The organism is Novosphingobium sp. NBM11, from assembly GCF_015390225.1.
Lineage (GTDB): Bacteria > Pseudomonadota > Alphaproteobacteria > Sphingomonadales > Sphingomonadaceae > Novosphingobium.
In genome coordinates, this window is sequence record NZ_VUOG01000003.1 from 98,948 (window position 1) to 115,097 (window position 16,150).

General features: G+C 64.9%; 19 protein-coding genes and 1 pseudogene. 12 read left to right on the forward strand and 8 right to left on the reverse strand.

Translation table 11 applies throughout. The annotated features are described in order from the left end of the window. Nucleotides 1-26 precede the first annotated feature (26 nt). Nucleotides 27-662 (reverse strand): response regulator transcription factor, encoded by a 636-nt coding sequence (locus F1640_RS20800; RefSeq protein ID WP_047100328.1) that lies wholly within the window; start codon nt 660-662, stop codon nt 27-29. 610 nt (nt 663-1,272) lie between these two features. On the opposite strand from F1640_RS20800, the gene F1640_RS20805 reads away from it, so the two are divergent. The 3 genes from F1640_RS20805 to F1640_RS20815 all read left to right on the forward strand — a co-directional run bounded on the left by F1640_RS20805 (nt 1,273) and on the right by F1640_RS20815 (nt 2,665). Further along, nucleotides 1,273-1,683: an Hsp20 family protein gene (locus F1640_RS20805; protein WP_047100327.1), complete on the forward strand. Its 411-nt coding sequence runs from the start codon at nt 1,273-1,275 to the stop codon at nt 1,681-1,683. A 93-nt stretch (nt 1,684-1,776) separates the two neighbouring features. Beyond that, nucleotides 1,777-2,298, forward strand: coding sequence for an Hsp20/alpha crystallin family protein (locus tag F1640_RS20810; protein WP_047100326.1), 522 nt, complete (start codon nt 1,777-1,779; stop codon nt 2,296-2,298). A gap of 109 nt (nt 2,299-2,407) precedes the next feature. Further along, on the forward strand, nt 2,408-2,665 hold the full coding sequence (locus F1640_RS20815; protein WP_237241396.1) for an NADH dehydrogenase ubiquinone Fe-S protein 4: 258 nt from the start codon (nt 2,408-2,410) through the stop codon (nt 2,663-2,665). 180 nt (nt 2,666-2,845) lie between these two features. Here the strand turns inward: F1640_RS20815 and F1640_RS20820 are convergent, their stop codons facing one another. The 5 genes and pseudogenes from F1640_RS20820 to F1640_RS20835 all read right to left on the reverse strand — a co-directional run bounded on the left by F1640_RS20820 (nt 2,846) and on the right by F1640_RS20835 (nt 7,512). Then, nucleotides 2,846-3,217: a hypothetical protein gene (locus F1640_RS20820; protein WP_047100325.1), complete on the reverse strand. Its 372-nt coding sequence runs from the start codon at nt 3,215-3,217 to the stop codon at nt 2,846-2,848. Continuing rightward, a pseudogene (locus F1640_RS26090) lies at nt 3,214-3,466 on the reverse strand (hypothetical protein). Before F1640_RS26090 ends, F1640_RS20820 begins: the two are co-directional and overlap by 4 nt. Nucleotides 3,467-3,635: 169 nt before the next feature. Beyond that, nucleotides 3,636-4,508 carry a ribose-phosphate pyrophosphokinase gene (locus F1640_RS20825; protein ID WP_309229338.1) on the reverse strand — a complete coding sequence of 291 codons (873 nt, stop codon included), beginning with the start codon at nt 4,506-4,508 and terminating at the stop codon, nt 3,636-3,638. A gap of 8 nt (nt 4,509-4,516) precedes the next feature. Continuing rightward, entirely contained in the window at nt 4,517-6,055 is a 1,539-nt protein-coding gene (locus F1640_RS20830) for a thymidine phosphorylase family protein (protein WP_030541610.1), read from the reverse strand. Continuing rightward, a complete protein-coding gene (locus F1640_RS20835; RefSeq protein WP_021245239.1) occupies nt 6,052-7,512 on the reverse strand; it encodes an MBL fold metallo-hydrolase RNA specificity domain-containing protein in 1,461 nt (486 codons plus the stop codon). The genes F1640_RS20830 and F1640_RS20835 overlap by 4 nt, the downstream gene beginning before the upstream one ends. Before the next feature lie 251 nt (nt 7,513-7,763). Between F1640_RS20835 and F1640_RS20840 the strand changes: the two genes are divergently transcribed. The 5 genes from F1640_RS20840 to F1640_RS20860 all read left to right on the forward strand — a co-directional run bounded on the left by F1640_RS20840 (nt 7,764) and on the right by F1640_RS20860 (nt 10,788). After that, nucleotides 7,764-8,027 (forward strand): DUF2933 domain-containing protein, encoded by a 264-nt coding sequence (locus F1640_RS20840; protein WP_013039078.1) that lies wholly within the window; start codon nt 7,764-7,766, stop codon nt 8,025-8,027. Continuing rightward, on the forward strand, nt 8,024-8,773 hold the full coding sequence (locus F1640_RS20845) for an isoprenylcysteine carboxylmethyltransferase family protein (protein WP_084718420.1): 750 nt from the start codon (nt 8,024-8,026) through the stop codon (nt 8,771-8,773). Before F1640_RS20840 ends, F1640_RS20845 begins: the two co-directional genes overlap by 4 nt. 55 nt (nt 8,774-8,828) lie before the next feature. Beyond that, a complete protein-coding gene (locus F1640_RS20850) occupies nt 8,829-9,104 on the forward strand; it encodes a hypothetical protein (RefSeq protein ID WP_047100321.1) in 276 nt (91 codons plus the stop codon). Nucleotides 9,105-9,701: 597 nt separating this feature from the next. Next, nucleotides 9,702-10,406 carry a PepSY domain-containing protein gene (locus F1640_RS20855; protein ID WP_331386562.1) on the forward strand — a complete coding sequence of 235 codons (705 nt, stop codon included), beginning with the start codon at nt 9,702-9,704 and terminating at the stop codon, nt 10,404-10,406. Nucleotides 10,407-10,518: 112 nt separating this feature from the next. After that, entirely contained in the window at nt 10,519-10,788 is a 270-nt protein-coding gene (locus F1640_RS20860; protein ID WP_037448046.1) for a hypothetical protein, read from the forward strand. A 4-nt stretch (nt 10,789-10,792) separates the two neighbouring features. Here the strand turns inward: F1640_RS20860 and F1640_RS20865 are convergent, their stop codons facing one another. Both F1640_RS20865 and F1640_RS20870 read right to left on the reverse strand, forming a co-directional pair. After that, the gene (locus F1640_RS20865) at nt 10,793-11,236 is read right to left on the reverse strand and encodes a hypothetical protein (RefSeq protein ID WP_194921697.1); all 444 of its coding nucleotides are present in this window, start codon (nt 11,234-11,236) and stop codon (nt 10,793-10,795) included. Between the two features lie 53 nt (nt 11,237-11,289). Continuing rightward, nucleotides 11,290-11,784, reverse strand: coding sequence for a hypothetical protein (locus F1640_RS20870; RefSeq protein WP_053000798.1), 495 nt, complete (start codon nt 11,782-11,784; stop codon nt 11,290-11,292). 177 nt (nt 11,785-11,961) lie between these two features. On the opposite strand from F1640_RS20870, the gene F1640_RS20875 reads away from it, so the two are divergent. From F1640_RS20875 to F1640_RS20890, 4 genes are read left to right on the forward strand one after another with little or no spacing between them, the layout of a single operon-like run. Next, nucleotides 11,962-12,480 (forward strand): hypothetical protein, encoded by a 519-nt coding sequence (locus F1640_RS20875; RefSeq protein WP_194921699.1) that lies wholly within the window; start codon nt 11,962-11,964, stop codon nt 12,478-12,480. Then, nucleotides 12,477-13,718, forward strand: coding sequence for a toll/interleukin-1 receptor domain-containing protein (locus tag F1640_RS20880; protein WP_194921702.1), 1,242 nt, complete (start codon nt 12,477-12,479; stop codon nt 13,716-13,718). The genes F1640_RS20875 and F1640_RS20880 overlap by 4 nt, the downstream gene beginning before the upstream one ends. After that, entirely contained in the window at nt 13,711-14,841 is a 1,131-nt protein-coding gene (locus F1640_RS20885; RefSeq protein WP_194921710.1) for a tyrosine-type recombinase/integrase, read from the forward strand. Before F1640_RS20880 ends, F1640_RS20885 begins: the two co-directional genes overlap by 8 nt. Nucleotides 14,842-14,844: 3 nt before the next feature. Then, nucleotides 14,845-15,954, forward strand: a complete 1,110-nt coding sequence (locus tag F1640_RS20890; protein WP_084718418.1) for a helix-turn-helix domain-containing protein — start codon at nt 14,845-14,847, stop codon at nt 15,952-15,954. Nucleotides 15,955-16,150 lie beyond the last annotated feature (196 nt).

Genomic DNA, 16,150 nt, shown 5'->3' on the forward strand with positions numbered 1-16,150 from the left:
TATACGGCATGGCTCGGGCGTGAAGCCTAACGCCGGTCGGCACTGGCCGAACCGCCTACATCCACAGCAAAGGCGATCCGTAGCAGGTCGGGCAAACTTTGGGCTCCCAGTTTGATCATCAGGCTGGCCCGATCCAGCTCAACCGTGCGGGACGTGATGCCGAGTTCATCTGCGATGAGGTTGTTGGGATGACCTCGCGCAATCCCTCTCAGGATAGCCCGTTCGCGCTGCGTCAGTCTCGCGGCTTTCGACAGAGCGTCGGCCTGTTCGGCGGCACGGCCGGCTATATTCTCCAGCCGGCTGAAGGCGCGGTCGATTGCGCCGAGCAGCGCGGCCTTCTCGACCGGCTTGGCGAGAAAATCGACTGCACCCGCCCTCATGGCCTGGACGGCGAGCGTAGGATCTCCATTTCCGGTCAGCACCACGACGGGCATGCCGATGCCGCGTCTTGTCAGCTCCGCCTGGACCTGAAGGCCGTCCATGTCCGGCATGTGCATGTCGAGGATCACGCAGCCTTTCTCGGCGTCACCCAGGGCCGACAGAAATTCCGGCCCCGAAGCGTAGACCTCGAGGACAAAGCCTGCGGTTCGCAACGTGAATCCCAATGCTTTTCGAATTGTCTCTTCGTCATCGACGATGTGAACGACACGCTTGTTACCCATAGTCCCCGGATATCGATCAGGATGCGCCGTGCCGCGGGGCACCGCAATCGGGGAGGCCTCTTACGGGTAGGACCATGGTCCAAGGTCAAGGCCGAAATGCCGCAGCACATCAAGCGGCGCAGATGCACGGCTGGGGGTAATCGCAACCTTCGTCGGCCCACCGTCGCGATATGACGGCTCTTGCCAATGCGATGCGGACGTTTCCATCTGGTCTCCCGGCGGCAAGGCGCCGGGAGACGCGGCCGCCGGGAGTGTGCACGTGCTCTTGGGAGATGGGCGCGCTGCTTGCTCCTAAGCCCGACGCGCGATGTTGTCAGGTCAGGAAGCTGGTAGATAGCTATGCTGTGTCAGCAGCGTCATAATGCCGATGTCCGGGACGGATGGCCATTCCGCTCGCGTGCGGCTTTATGAAAAGCATCCGCAAAGGGCACCGATGGACGGGCGTTTTCACCGGCGCATTTGGTGTCTTTCCATCTCTTGAAATGGCGTCGCGAGTTTCTAACTCGGTTTCGCCGGGCGCCGTGTTCGGGTCCGGTGGGACATAGAGGGCGCCGGCTCTCCTGCACCGGCGCAGCTCATGCCCAGATCGCTTCCTGAGGAGGATTTGGAAATGAGAAGCACGTTTGACTTTGCGCCCTATCGGCGCTCCACCGTTGGCTTCGACCGCCTGCTTAACATGCTCGAAGCGGGCCAGCGCGAGGATGACGGCTTTCCGCCGTTCGACATCGTGAGGGACGGCGAGGATAGCTATCGCATCACACTGGCCGTCGCTGGCTTCCGGCCGAACGATATCGAGGTCGTTGCCCAGCAGAATCAGCTCACCGTCACCGGCCAGCGCGCCGAAGACCAGGATCAGGGCGATTATCTGCATCGCGGCATCGCGACCCGTTCGTTCGAGCGGCGGATCCAGCTCAAGCGGGTCGTTCCCGAAGCGATGAAACCGCGCAAGATCGAGATCAGCGGCGGCGGCAGTGCCGCCAATGACCGCATCGAGGCACCCAAGGACGCCCAAGCGGCCTGATCGCGATCACAATCGGCTCGCCGGCACCGTCCCCGTGGGGGCGGTGGCCGGCGGGTCATGCCCCAACTCTAGCCAGACAAGGAGATAGCCGTCATGGCGTTCCGTGATTTGATCCCCTGGAGCCGGCAGGAGAACCGGCTTCCCGCAGCCATCGGCGCCGAGCGCGATCGCGAGGCTGCAACCCACCCGCTCTTTTCGCTTCATCGCGACGTGAACCGGCTGTTCGATGACGTGTTTCGCGGTTTTGGCGTGCCGGCTTTCGGCGGCTTCGACCGCGGCGCCGCGTGGCCGCATGTCGAGCTTGGCGAGACCGATAGGGAGATTCGCGTGACTGCGGAGCTCCCTGGGCTCGAGGAAAAGGATGTCGACATCAGCATCGAGGAAGGCGCGCTGACCATCCGCGGCGAAAAGCGTGCGGAGGTCGACGACAAGGACCGCGGCTATTCCGAGCGGAGCTACGGCCGCTTCGAGCGCCGCATTGGCCTTCCGCGCGGAATCGACCGCGACAAGGCGACCGCGACGTTCAAGAACGGCGTGCTCACCGTCGCGCTGCCCCGATCGGAGGTGCCGGACGATCATCGTCGCCGCATTCCGATCAATGGCGGCGCCGCATGACGAGCTGGCCCGGAACACCCGTTCCGGGCCACGCAGGCGGTCGTCAACGCCGCCGAACGATAATGGCCGGCGTTGTGCCGTTTGCACCGGCGCCTTCCCGCCCGATGCGGTGGCGATCATCGAGCCGATGCCGATCGCGACCAATCAGGGCGGACGGGCCCGGCGCGGCCAGTGGCGGGTCCGCTTCGAGCCGCGCTGTCCCCCCTTCATCGATCCGTTGACGGGGTGGACGGGCGGCCGCGATCCGCTTGCCCATGTCGAACTGCGATTTCAAGATCGTGGTGCGGCCGAGCGCTATTGCCGATCGACAGGACTGATATTTCGGCTCGGCGCGTATCCGGGCCTTCTGGGAGGTGGACGGGTTTGAGCAGTGTCGACGACGATCTGGATTATTGCATGAGGCGCGCGGCTCAGGAATGGGCGGCGGCCGAGGCTGCGGCGATCCCAGAGGCGATCATCGTTCACGCGCAGCTCGCGCGCGCCTATGACGCACGCACGCGCGCGCTCCGGGAACATGCGGCGGGCGTAGCGCCATTGAACAGCCGCGCTAGATCCTGTCCGGATCGGCTGCCTCGAGCACGGCGCTCAGCCGTTCGATCACAGCCGCGTTCGTGGCCGTTTTTGGCAGTTCGCGCTGCGCAAAGCGTTTCAGGCGTCGCACGTCGCGCGCGGGAAGCGCGAGGCGCAGCAATGTCTGGTCGAGCTGGTCCCGGTCCACTGACTGCGCCTGTTTGCCCGACTGCAGGAGATGATCGAGCAGGCGCTTGCGATCGGCAAAGCTCCAATCGAGCCGCGCCAGTTCATCCGGAGAGAGCGACAGCAGCGCGAGCGCAATCTCCATGATGTCGGCAAAGGCCAGCGAGACCGTGACGGTCCGGCTGCCCCGTTGACGCCAGCGCCGCAACGCGCCGCGGCTCATTGCCGGGTCTCTGAACCGGGCGATATATGCCGGTTGCCTGCGCCGTGCTCAGCGCGATCGAGCCAGCGCAGCGCTGCCATCACATCGTCGACCGGCACCGGGATGCTGGCGGGCGACGGAGGGCCGGTTGGCCCTCGACGGCGGAGCGATCGGGCGCCCAGGATGCAAGGATGGCGGGCTTCACTTCGGGCTCAAGCTGCGGGTCCGAGCAACGATGAAGGGATCAAGGAAAGAGCGTGTGTGCGACATGACATATCCTCCTTTCCTGCCGCGACTTTCTCCGAAAGCGAAGTTCCCGGAAGATTGGTTCGGGCTCGTGTAGGGTCAATGGATGGGAATGCGCCCGGCGTTTGCCGGGCGTTCGTTTTCATCGTGCATTGAGCATTGAGTACTGAAGAACTGACGCGCAGCGCACCGTTCAAATTCCGTGACGAACGGCCTCCGCAATCGCCGGCATCACGTCGATATCATTAGAGGTATGCGCAACAGCGTTCGTGCTCACGATCCTCTCGACGAGCCCACCCAGGACTTGCGCTGCATCGCCGGCGAAAAGCGGATGCACGACCACGCAATCCGGTCGCGCGAACCCCATGCCGACCAGCTGGCGCGCCGCCTCGGCGAGGGTCCGGCCGGATGACACGATATCGTCGACCAGCACCGGCTGGCGATCGAGAAACGCTGGGGCATTCGGAATCGAGATGGTGACGTCACGGTCGCCGGACCGGATTTTCTCGCACACGAGAAACGGAGCATCGGCATCGGCCGCCACCTGCGAGACCCACTGTTCGCTTTCCAGGTCCGGACCGATGATCAGCGGACGAGCGACATTGCGCTTGATCCACGAGGCCAGAAGCCGCGCAGCATGAACAACCTGGGTCGGGATGCGGTAGATTTCCGACAACGCATGATAGCGGTGGAGATGCGGATCGACCGTCACCAGCCAGTCGAGATGGCGGGACAGGATCGCGGCAAAGGTTCGCGACGTCACCGCCTCGCCGGCATGGAAGCGAATGTCCTGGCGCATGTAAGCGAGGTAGGGGGCGACGAGCCCGATCCTGCGAGCGCCCAGATCGCGCGCGGTGTCGGCTGCGAACAGCAGCGGCAACAGCTTGGCGTCCGGATGATCGAGACTGCACAGCAGGATGACGTCGCGGTCGCTGATGTCGCTTACGACCCTGAGATAGGTTTCCCCGTCGGGAAACTGACGATGCTCGATCGTGCCGACCTCTGCATCGAGTGCGGCGGATAGCGGCTGTGCCAGGGCCTCGCTGCCAGACAGCGCGAACAGCACGGGACGGTTCATAGCGCTTCAATCCCGAAGATCGGCCCGTCGCTCACCGCATAGGCCGCCGCATAATCGAGCTCGCCCGGGCTCTCGGCATGAATGGTGCTCAAGGGAGCCCCGGCATCCACCATCTGGTTCAGCCGACACTGCAGCGCGACGCCGGCGGCCTTGGCCATCGGCGCGCCGGCAAGCTTCGCGACCGTCGCGAGCTTGCGATTGTCGATACTCACCAGGCGGCCGCTATAGGGAGCGATCATATCCTGTTGGAACCGGGCGACCGGTGGAGCCCGCATGCCGCCCTGCGCTTCGCAGATACGTTGGAACTTGGCCCAGGCCCGGCCGCTTTCGAGGCACGCCCGCGCACGCGCATAGCCTTCGCCGGCCGGGGCCGCGTCCGCGAGCTCAAGCAGTCCTCCCGCCAGCTCGCAGGCCCGGTGGGCGAGATCCTCGGCGCCAGGCTGCCCCTGGAGCACGGCAAGGATATCCTGCGCCTCGAGCGCCGGACCGATGCCCCGTCCGATCGGCTCCGCGCCGGGGCCGCGCATCACGCGCGTGCGAAGCCCGAAGGCTTGGGCGACCGAGCTCAGCGCGCGCTCGAGGGTGTCGGCGGCAGCGGCTCCGCGGACCTTGGCGGTCGGCCCGACCGGGATGTCGATGACCAGATGGGTCGCACCGGCCGCGACTTTCTTGGACAGCACCGAGGCGACCATCTGCCCGACGGCATCGATATCGAGCACGCGCTCCACGCCGATGATCACGTCGTCGGCAGGGCTGAGATTGACGGCGCCGCCCCAGGCGATGCAGCCGCCTTCGCGCTCGACCACCTTGCGGATTGCGGAAACGTCGAGGTCGACAGGTGCCAGCACCTCCATCGTGTCCGCCGTGCCGGCCGGCGAGGTGATCGCCCGCGACGATGTCTTGGGCATGATCAGGCCCTCCGCGGCCATGATCGAGACGATGATCGGCGTGGTGCGATTGCCCGGCAATCCACCGACGCTATGCTTGTCGACGATGACCGTTCCGGGCCACTGCAATCGCTCGCCGACATCGACCATCGCCCTGGTCAGGCTGATCGTTTCGTCCGTATCGAGCGGGACCGCCGAGCAGGCCGTGACGAATGCCGAGAGATGGACATCGCTATAGCGTCGCTCGGCGATGTCGGTGATGATCGCTGAAAAAGCCCCGTCACTGAGACGATTGCCATAGATACGCCGACGCACTTCGGCGAGCGAGGCGAGAGGCTGGGCGTGCGCGATCTCGACCGGATCGCCCTCGCTGACGCCGAGCCGCTGCCATGCGGATTCCGAGAGGCCGATCTCGCCGGGCGCTGGAGCCTCCGCGGAACTGTGCAGCAGCGAGACGACGATTTCCCGCCCGCCGGCGCGCAGCGCGACCTGCGCGCGGGACGCAAGACCTTCCGAGCGGCAGACGGGACAGTCGTGGCGCATGACCGCAATCAGATCGCTACCGGCACCCGACAGGCCGATGCGGCGTGCCCGCAGCGTCGTCGCGACAGACTCTGCTTCGGCGTTCTCGATGATCCCGGGCTTCACGCGAGCATGCCCCAGCTACCCAGCGCCGGTACGCTGCATGCCCAGCCCAGTTCCTCCGAGACACGCTTCGCCAGGACGTGGGCGCCGGTCGGCTCGCCATGGGTGACATAGACGTGGCGCGGGGCCTCGTGCAGCGAGCCGAGCCAGCGCATGAGCTCGTCGCTGTCGGCATGCGCCGAGAGCATCGTCAGGTTGGCGACCTCGGCTTCGACCGGGATATACTCGCCGTGGATCTTGATCGTCCGGGCGCCGCCGATCATGGCGGCGCCGCGGGTGCCCGCCGCCTGGAAGCCCGAGAAGAGGATGAGGTTCTTCCCATCCGGCGCGAAGCGCTTGAGATGGTGGAGCACGCGGCCGCCCGTTGCCATTCCGCTGGCCGAGATGATGACCTTTGGGGCGGGGTTGGCGGTGAGTTCCTTGGATTCCTCCACTTCGCGCACATAGTGCGCGACGCTGCACGCCGCTTCGCACTCGGCGCGGGCCAGGCGATGCTCGTCCATGAAATCGCACATCAGCCCGCTCGCGTTGATCGCCATCGGGCTGTCGAGGAAGATCGGGATGTCGCGGAGGCGTCCCTGCGCGCGCAGACGCGAGAAATGATAGAGAAGCGACTGGACCCGTCCCACGGCGAAGGCCGGGATCACCACCGTCCCTCCTCTCTCGACGCATCGTTCGACATGATCTCCAAGCGTCTTTGTCGGATCGACCTGCTCGTGGCGCCGATCGCCATAGGTCGATTCCACCAGGACATAGTCGGCGCGCGCGGGCGGCTCGGGATCTTTCATCACCGAATCGCCGTAACGGCCGATGTCGCCTGAGAAGAGGATTGTCCGCCCCTTCCAGTCGATCTCGATCGACGCCGCGCCGAGGATGTGGCCGGCGCGATGATAGCGCACCCTGATGCCGTCCGTGACTGCATGCCACGCTCCGAACTCGATCGGCCGGAAGAGCTGCAATGCCAGACGCGCGTCAGCCTGGGTGTAGAGCGGCAGCGCCGGCTGGTGCCTGGAGAAGCCGTGCCGGTTGGCGAACTCCGCATCCTTTTCCTGCAGATGACCGCTGTCGGGAAGAAGGAGCTCGCACAGGGCCGCGGTCGCCCGGGTGGCAAGGACGGTACCGTCCCAGCCCAGGCGCGCCATGCGCGGTAGCGCGCCCGAGTGATCGAGATGAGCGTGGGTCAGCAGGACTTGGCCGACATCGGCGACTTCGGGTGGAATTGGCGCCCAATTAAGGCGGCGCAGATCCCTGGGTCCTTGAAACAGGCCGGAATCGACAACGATCTGAGTTTCACCATCGTCCACCAGATAACGCGACCCTGTGACCGTTCCCGATGCGCCGAGAAAGGCGACGCCGAGACCATCGGCCGGGCGCTTAGCCAGATCGATCCTTGCTTCGCGCTCGAGGACGGTCACGCCGGACTGGTTGCGGGAATGGTGCCGTTTCTTTCTCTTGTGCATGGACGCGGGCCTGCCTCTCACGATTATGTTCGTGAGCGCAGCTTTGATTCGCGGACGCCGCACGCCTATACGCAAAAGCCGCAGCACGACTGCTGCTCCCGACAGTTGCGTCGCGCGAACACCGGTGGCCGATCCGATCGATCACCTTACCCATGCTTGCGCGATGCCCTTCGGACTTCGCTCTCTACTTATACCTTGCTCCTTGGACTCGAGCCTATGCAGGCTGGAGGTTGACTAGAAGAGAACGGCATATGGGCGAACATGACCATCGCATGCGCAAGCGCGGCAAGATCGTTCTGATCGGCTTCCTGCTCGTCGCCAGCTTCTTCCTCATTACCGAGCATACCGCGCACTTCCTGGGTGTGCTGCCCTATCTCATCCTGCTCGCCTGCCCGCTCATGCACCTGTTCATGCACCACGGCCAAGGTGGGCATCAGCATGGCCATGAGCCCGGCCAGGCACCCGCCGGCTTGCCGGCCAATCCCAACGGCCGCATCGAAGGAGAGTCGCGATGACGCACGCCGACTATGGCTATGGTCTGTGGGGGCTCGCGCTGGTCAATGCCGCCGTTTTCATCCTCTTTGCGTTCAGCTTCTTCAAGCCGGCAACGCGGCGCGACTGGCGCAGCTTCGGCGCGTTCAGTGCGTTCATCGTCGCGCTCTTCGCCGAAATGTATGGCTTCCCGCTCACCATCTTCCTGCTGTCGGGGTGGCTCCAGTCGCATTTCCCCGGCGTCGACTGGTGGAGCCACGATGCTGGCCACATCCTGGAAATGATGTTCGGCTGGCGCATCAATCCGCATTTCGGCCCGTTCCACATCGCCAGCTTTGTGCTGATTGGTGTAGGCTTTTGGCTAATCTCGATCGCGTGGATGGCGCTTCACACGAGTCAGCGCAAACACGAATTGGCAATGACGGGGGTCTACGCCCGGGTGCGGCACCCTCAATACGTAGGGTTCATCCTCGTCATGCTCGGTTTCTTGCTACAATGGCCGACGCTTCTGACGCTTGCCATGTTTCCGGTGCTGGTGGTGATGTACATTCGTTTGGCTAAGCATGAGGAGAGATACGCGCTCGCGACCTACGGCGATAGCTACCGCCAGTACATGGCCCATGTTCCCGCCTTCTTCCCCAGCTTGCGTTGGAAGCGGGAGATTGCAGGACTGGCCTTCACAGGAAATGCTCGAATGGCAGGCCATCAGACGGACGGGCCGGTTAGCGAGGGTTCTCGAGAACACGACAACATGCTGCCAGGAGGTTAGACGTTGTCCTCCTCCGCAAGATCATCACGAACATGACGAAATCGAGGGGGCGTATGTGACCATGCAGGTGACGATCCTTGCGATTGTAGTAAACGGCGTTCCCTTCCTGAGCCTCCATCAGACCCGATCCGCGGCCTGGAAGCGGCTCATGAGATTCATAGACGCGAAATGGCCGGAGCGCCTGGGAGCGATGCTTCCCCCTGCCGAAGACGAAGCGAAGGCGCGCATGTTCTTTCGCGAGGAAGATAAAGACCTGTACGCGATCATCGACGCCGACATATCAGAGCTGCACGATGCCTTGGGGTGGGTCAAAGATCCCGTCGTTGGTTAGCCCGTCACGCGATCGCCCTCGAAAAGCTGGGCCGCCCACCGATCGAGATCGCAGCCACGTCCTGAACGTCACCGAAGTTCAGGACGTGACCGAGCCCGGGCAGTGCGATCGGGCGCTATCTGTAAGCCGGACAAGCAACTGACCTGTTCGACCGCCGTGCCAGCGGGCTGATTGCCAAGGGCGCGGCCGGATTTTGCGTCGGCGCAACGGGTGTCAGTCGGTGTCGGCCTCTACGGAGAGATGTGCAGCGGCTGTCATCTATCGCCCCGGCGCGGAGGAATCGGAGGTGAGCCAAGGCCCTTAATGGCAAGCCCCGAACTGGCGAGGGGTGGCGCAATGCCTCACGCCCGCTCAGCAGCCCTGGATTATCAAGCATGGTGTAAGCTGACGGCCGAGCCGGCGGGGGGCAAGACGCACCGGATCCCCTGTCTGGGACACGGTGGCGTTCGTGCGCTAACTCTCGGGGATGACGGCTGAGCCGTACAAGCGCTGGTCGCGGGCGCACCTGTCGGCCACGCGGGATGATGAAGAATCTGGCAGGCACGAAATGAGACACGCAAGGATGGAGATTCGACCCTGAGAAGCACCAAACTTCGGCTGCACCTTCTCGCGAGCCGCACTCACAAGTGGCTCGCGATCATTGTCGGCGCGCAGCTTCTTTTGTGGTTCGCGAGCGGCGCGTTGATGAGCTTCTTGCCCATCGATCGAGTGCATGGCGATCACCTTGTGGACCGCAAAGCCGTGGCGCCCTTGCCTCGCGGCGTGGCGCTCGTCCCACCATCAGTGATCGTCGCGGCGACCGGGACGCGGATCGAGACCGTGAGCTATCGCATGTGGCTTGGCCGCCCGGTCGCTGAGGCGACAACGGCCCGAGGGACGCGGCTGTTCGACGCGAGAACGGGCGCACTGTTGCCCGCCCCAACTGCGGCGCAAGCCCAAGCGGTAGCGAGGGCCGCCTGGCGGAGCAACGATCACCCAAGTGTGAACGTGGAACTGATCGATCGCGCCAGTCCCGAATATCGCGGCACGCTTCCCGCCTGGCGTGTGACGTTCGCCGATCCGGACTCCACTCGGATCTTCGTGGCGGCCGATACCGGCCGGATTGCGGCGGTGAGGACAGGCACGTGGCGGCTTTATGACTTCTTCTGGAGCCTTCACATCATGGATTGGAAGAATCACGAGGACTTCAACACGCCATGGCTTCTAGGGTTTGCGCTCGGCGGCCTCGGACTTTGGCTTGGCGGGGCCGTGCTTCTTTGCATGCGTTGGCCGAAGCGGCGTCGGTCAAGCGCGTCAGGCTAGCGGACCGGCAGAAACCGGAGAAGCATGATGATAAAGAAAAGTGATAAGTCGCGCGGCGGGTTGGAACGCAGTTGAACAGGCGAGACTTCGTTTGGCAGCGATGGGGTAGACCATGGCGCATCTGAGCGATGCTGAAATGATCAACTGGATGGCGCTTTATACTGCGACCGCTCTGTGCTGCGCGATCGCAATGGCCTTGGCGATCCTTGTTCTCGCCTGTCGCCTCTGGCGCGAGAAGGCCTGGGCGCAGCTTCGCAGCGCCAAGGATGTGGCGCTGTTCCTCCCCAAATCCTGGTGGCGGTGGCAGAAGCTTTATCTGCTTTCGACGCCCGTGACGCTCGCGATCGTCAGTTCGTTCGGATTCACGTTGAGGTGGAGCTGATCGTTTAAAGGGCGAAGGCGTCTGAGAGTCGGGCTACCAGGTGCGCCGCGTTGCGGTCGGCCGGGGTGACAGTCAACAGTGGCGCTACTCGCCGAAGCCTTTCGCGTTGGTGGACCTCGGGCTCGCCGAACTCCAGCACCTCCAAGATCCATTGCCTGATCTCGCCGGTCGTGCCTGAACGCGCTTCGATCAGGAAGTCGGGGCGGCAGGGGCCGGCGGGAGTGAGGTGATCAAAGACGGGCTTCTCGACAAAGATATCAAGGCCCTCCTCGGCTAGCTCGCGCCTCGCTTCCAGAAGCGCGCGCAGAACGTCTCGCTCGAACTCGGAATTGACCGGGATGAAGCGACGGCTCGAATAAATCGGTTGGGCAAATGCGCGCAATGGTGCGTAGCCGTGCGCTTCCGGATACTCGCCTGCGACGATCATTACCAGGAACGGCCCCTTCACCGGTTTTCCGGCGAAAGAGAATGACTGCACCCGAGATCGCACCCAGTATAGAGCTAAGCCGCGCTTTCTGGACCCATGCCGATGCGCTGCACAGCCGCCGTGCGTATGCTGCACTTCGATTTCTCGGCGATGCTGATCTGCCGCAGAGCCTCGAGCGCGCGGATCAGCCGGGGGCCGGCGTAGCTCGGGTCGGGTTCGACCCGCGCGCCCAGGTCCTCGCGCCAGTGGCGCCGGGTGTTTCCGGCGAACTGGGCCTGCCATCTGGCGAAGCCTTCGAAGGGATCGTCGAGCGTCGCGATCCGTGGCCGGCCGGGGACGGGGAGGGCGCAGCCCCACGAAAAAACATCGATTTCGTCTATCTCGTGGCCCTGGAGCTGGAGCGCGGCGGCGTAGCCGGTCCAGGCGGCGCGCAATTGCCACGCGCGAGCACCCGAAGTGGCGGAAGTCCGCGCATCGAGCCGCCCGACGGCGGCGCTCGCCTGCTCGAGCGCCGCGGCGAGACCGTCGCTCCACGGCAGCGATGTCAGCGCGGAAGAGCGGCGAGCCATCCCCAAGCATATCCCGAGATCGCCCTTTGAGTATAGCGTGGAGTCACGCCTAGTGTTGATAATGGACCCTTATCAACACCCCCATTGTTGAAGCTTCTATATGCCGGTAAGGATTAGGAGCCGGCTGTCCGTACGCCGGCGGGCCTCGACACCGGGGCGTAACAGGGAAGACGAGGCGTGTACGAGCATCTGAGTGACCTTGCGCAGCGGCTCGGCCGCCACATGGCCGAGCATAGCCCCAAGGGCCTGCCCACGCATTTTGGCGACGAGCTGCTAGAGGCCTTTCCGCAGGAGAGCCGCAAGACGTTGGGATTGGCGCTGGCCGAGCTCGAGGCCGACGGGCTCGTGACGCTCTCGCACGTGCTGGGGCCGCACCTGCCGCGGGTGCGCACAACGGTAGAGCTGTTCATCGCCAGCGATCCGGCGATCACCGGGCACGACCCGGTCGAGGATTCGGTCGTGCTCGCCCGGTTGCTGCTCGACCAGCCCGAACTGGGCGGGAACGCCAGGAAGCTCGAGGAGGCCGCGGGCTGGGAGCGCCGCCGCTTCAACCCCGCCTTCGCGCTGCTGATCCCATGCGTTCACGACGGCCGCGTGCGCAAGTCGCTGCAGGACGACTACCCGACGATGGGGATCCTGCTCGCCGACGAGGATCTGGTCGAGCTGCGCCGATATGTTCAGCGCACCAGCCAATGATCAGGTTCACCCACAATGGCCGGCCGTTTGACGCCAGCAGGTTTGCCGCCGAAATTGAGGCCAAGGCGATCGCGCTCGGCATGCAGGCGCTCGAGGAGAAGGCGAGGGGCGCCGCCGCGTCGATCGTCGACCCCGAGACCGGCCACAATGCCGACGTCTTCGTCGATCGGCTGTCGGGCAATCGGGTGGCGATCCGCACCACCGGCTCGCCGGCTTTCGCGCGGCTTCTCGAAAAGCGTCTGGGGGTCGACCCGGGAAAGGTTCAAGTCATGAATGCCGCCGACGGCGCCCCGCACCCCAAAGTCTATCTGGCGCATGCGAGCGAGGACAAGGATCGGGTGCGTCCGATCGCAGAGTATCTGATGGCGAATGGCGTCGACGTCTGGTTCGACGAATGGGAGATCGAGGCCGGCGACAGCCTTCGGCAGAAGATGGAGGAGGGCCTCGGCGCCATGACCCATTTCGTCGTGGTGCTGACCGACAAGTCGATCGCCAAGCCTTGGGTCGCAAAGGAGATCGACGTCGGCCTCGTCCAGCAGGTCGGTGGCAAGAGCCGGTTCGTGCCGCTCGTCGTCGATCTCGATCCCGCAAAGCTGTCGCCCTTCCTGCAGGCGATGCTGTTCCTTAAGGTCGATCCCGCAAGCGAGGCGGACCTCAAGGGGCTGGTGGACCGCCTGCACGGCGTGAGCCGCAAGCCGGCGCTCGGCGCCGCGCCCCGCTACGTCCAGACGGCGCCGAGCGGGCTGGAGGGCTGGTCGCCGGCGGCGGTCGCGGTCGGCAAGCACGTCGTCGAGACCAGCGCGCATGCGCTGGCCGTCGACCCCGTGGTGACCCTCGAGGACCTCACGGCCGAGCTCGACATCGCGGCGGATGATCTCAGGATCGCGCTGCTCGATCTGAAGGACGGCGGTTACCTGCGCGAGTTGAACGTGAGCGGGCACTATGCTCCGCAGCCGGCGCTGTTCGTGGACTTTGACGAGGCGTTCATGCCGTTCAGCCCCAGCGAGGATGGACGGACGCTGGCGAACCGGATGGTGACGGGCGAGGAGCGGGCCGCCGACACCAAGCGGCTTGCCGAAGCGCTCGGATGGGAACCGCGCCGGATCAACAGCGCCATCTGCTATCTCGAGCGGGTAGGGGCGATCAAATCCCGGCATGCGCTGGCCTCGGCTCCCTGGCGAGCCGTGCAGCTTGTGCGCACAGACGAGACGCTGCGCTTCGCGCGCAACCATGGCTGAACCTGCGCTCCACCGTGCCGAAGCGGCCCCGATCAGCGAGATCGTCTCGCAGGTCGAGGCGCTGGCGCCGGCCCGCCGGCTCGCCGATCCGCAGCTCGTCGCCGCGGCCGCGCGGGCCTGGTCGACGAACACGATCCGCGCCTTCCTGTCGGATCTGAAGATCTGGGACCAATGGTGTCGGCGGCGCGGACTTGCGACAGCGCGGGCCGATGCGGAGGCGGTCGCTTCCTATCTGCGCGCCCTGGCGGGGGTCGAGCAGGATTCGCGAAATCCCTTGAAGCAACGGGCGCCGGCGACGATCGAGCGCTATCTGGTGAACATCGGCTGGGCCTACCGCATGGCCGGGCTCGATGATCCGACAGCGGCACCGCTGGTGCGGCTCGAGCTCAAGGGCTTGCGCAAACTACTGGGCACGCGCCAGCGCCAGGCGCGCGGCATCCGGTTCAAGGGTGAGGTGAGCGACCTCGACGATCCGGCTACCGGCATCTGCCTGGCGCATCTGCTCAAGGCCTCTCGCCGCGACATTCTCGGTGCGCGCGACCGCGCGCTGCTGCGCGTCGCCTATGACAGCGGCTGCCGGCGCTCCGAGCTGGTGGCGATCGTCTGTGACGCGGTCGAAGGGCCCGATTCCGACGGCTCGGGAACCCTGTTTATTGCGACCAGCAAGACTGACCGCGAGCGTGCCGGCGCCATCGCCTATCTCTCGCCCGCGACGATGCAGGCGATCGACGAGTGGAAGCGGGCCGGGGGGATCGCGGGCGGGCCGCTCTTCCGGCGCGTCGAGACCTATTTCGACGGCTCGGTGCGGTCGGTGGGAGAGGGGGCCCTGCACCCGAACACGATCACATTGATTTACCGCCGGCTGATCCGCGCCGCTTTCGAGAAGAAGCTGCTCGGAGGAATGAGCGAAGCGGAGCTCGAGCGCTGGGTGAAAGCGGTGTCGAGCCACTCGATCAGGGTTGGCGTGGCGCAGGACAATTTCGCCGCCGGCGAGAGCCTGCCGGCGATCATGCAGGCCTATCGCTGGCGGGACCCCAAGACGGTCATGCGCTACGGTGCGCGGCTCGCGGCCAAGAGCGGGGCGTCGGCGCGCCTCGCGCGGCGCTTTCAGGAGAGCCGTTGAGCGATGGTCAGGATCAGTGTGACCGAACCGGCCAAGCCGGAGCGCCGCCGGCGGGTTCTTGACTCGCTCACGGTCGCGCAACTCGCCGAGGGCGGCCTGCAGGAAGGGCAAGACCTCGATTTCAAGCGTGAGGTGAACATCGACAAGCCGGAGGCCAAGTCCCGGCTGCTCGACGATGTCGTAGCCTTTCTGAACCGGGGCGCGGCCCGCATCATCGTGGGCGTCGAGGAAAAGGGCGGCCGCTTCGACGGCTTCCGGCCGCTCGCGGGCGATCCGGACAAGACCGCGCTGCGGCTGCAGACTCTCATTCAGGATGGCATCACGCCCGTTCCCCTCGATGTGCAGGTCGTGCCGCTGCACCTCGAGACAGGGTTCATCCTCGATATCCGGATCCCGCGCCACGCCGGCGCGCCGTTCATGAATCGACTCTCAGGCGGGTATTTGATCCGGTCGGGCGCGCGCAATCTGCCGATCGACCCGGGGATGCTGCGCAGCCGGTTTGTCGATGAGACCACCTGGATGAGCCGTCTCGAGGAGCTGACTGCGGCTGAGGATGCGAAAGTCGCCGCGAGCGGACGCTTGGTGCCTCGCCAGGCGCTCCGGATTGCCATCCTGCCGCAGGAGCATTTTGACCATCAGCGCCGCGCGTTCGAGCAGGGCGACCATGTCCGCCACCCCGGTCCGGTGTTTCACGAACATTCCGATCCTTGGTTCAAGGCCGCGGAGGATGGCCATGAACTCTATTCGAAGGACCTGAGGTCGCAGGGCATTGAGCGCCTGTTCATCCGCGACGATTGGTTCGTCCATGCCCATGCCGCGTTCGCCATCCAGCAGCTGAGCGGGGAGGGGAGGCTGGGCCTGCACGAGTTCAACGAAGCGTCCAAACGCTATCTGACATCGCTGGGGACGTTTCTTGGCGAACAGGGAATCGAGGGCCCCTTCGCCATGACCTTGGCGCTCCAGGGACTGGGTGAAAGCGAGCAGTTTGGAGCCTGGTTCCCGAATGTTTCAATCGTCCGAACGCTCCGCCCCCGCGTCGTGCAGGATGTCGATGACAGCGAGCTGATTGCCGACTTCCTCCGGCGGGTGAGGCAGGCGACCGTTTTTGGCTGATTGATCGACCTGGTAAGGAAGCGGGCTTCATCCTCAGGGCGCGCGCTTCCCAGCAAGGCAGAGCCGCCCGGGCCTAATCAAGGCCTCGCTTTCCGTGCGCCCAATAAGCCTTGGCGACGGTTCTCGTAACGGTGCATAACGCTTCAAAGAGCCGACGGCGAAAAGGGGAGCCGCGACTGCTGAGAGGGCGGTCAGG

Coding starts and splice junctions, on each gene's coding strand:
- F1640_RS20800 (WP_047100328.1), bottom strand. CDS start 662: ATGGGTAACAAGCGTGTCGTTCACATCGTCGATGACGAAGAGACAATT.
- F1640_RS20805 (WP_047100327.1), top strand. CDS start 1,273: ATGAGAAGCACGTTTGACTTTGCGCCCTATCGGCGCTCCACCGTTGGC.
- F1640_RS20810 (WP_047100326.1), top strand. CDS start 1,777: ATGGCGTTCCGTGATTTGATCCCCTGGAGCCGGCAGGAGAACCGGCTT.
- F1640_RS20820 (WP_047100325.1), bottom strand. CDS start 3,217: ATGAGCCGCGGCGCGTTGCGGCGCTGGCGTCAACGGGGCAGCCGGACC.
- F1640_RS20835 (WP_021245239.1), bottom strand. CDS start 7,512: ATGCACAAGAGAAAGAAACGGCACCATTCCCGCAACCAGTCCGGCGTG.
- F1640_RS20840 (WP_013039078.1), top strand. CDS start 7,764: ATGGGCGAACATGACCATCGCATGCGCAAGCGCGGCAAGATCGTTCTG.
- F1640_RS20845 (WP_084718420.1), top strand. CDS start 8,024: ATGACGCACGCCGACTATGGCTATGGTCTGTGGGGGCTCGCGCTGGTC.
- F1640_RS20860 (WP_037448046.1), top strand. CDS start 10,519: ATGGCGCATCTGAGCGATGCTGAAATGATCAACTGGATGGCGCTTTAT.
- F1640_RS20870 (WP_053000798.1), bottom strand. CDS start 11,784: ATGGCTCGCCGCTCTTCCGCGCTGACATCGCTGCCGTGGAGCGACGGT.
- F1640_RS20880 (WP_194921702.1), top strand. CDS start 12,477: ATGATCAGGTTCACCCACAATGGCCGGCCGTTTGACGCCAGCAGGTTT.
- F1640_RS20885 (WP_194921710.1), top strand. CDS start 13,711: ATGGCTGAACCTGCGCTCCACCGTGCCGAAGCGGCCCCGATCAGCGAG.
- F1640_RS20890 (WP_084718418.1), top strand. CDS start 14,845: ATGGTCAGGATCAGTGTGACCGAACCGGCCAAGCCGGAGCGCCGCCGG.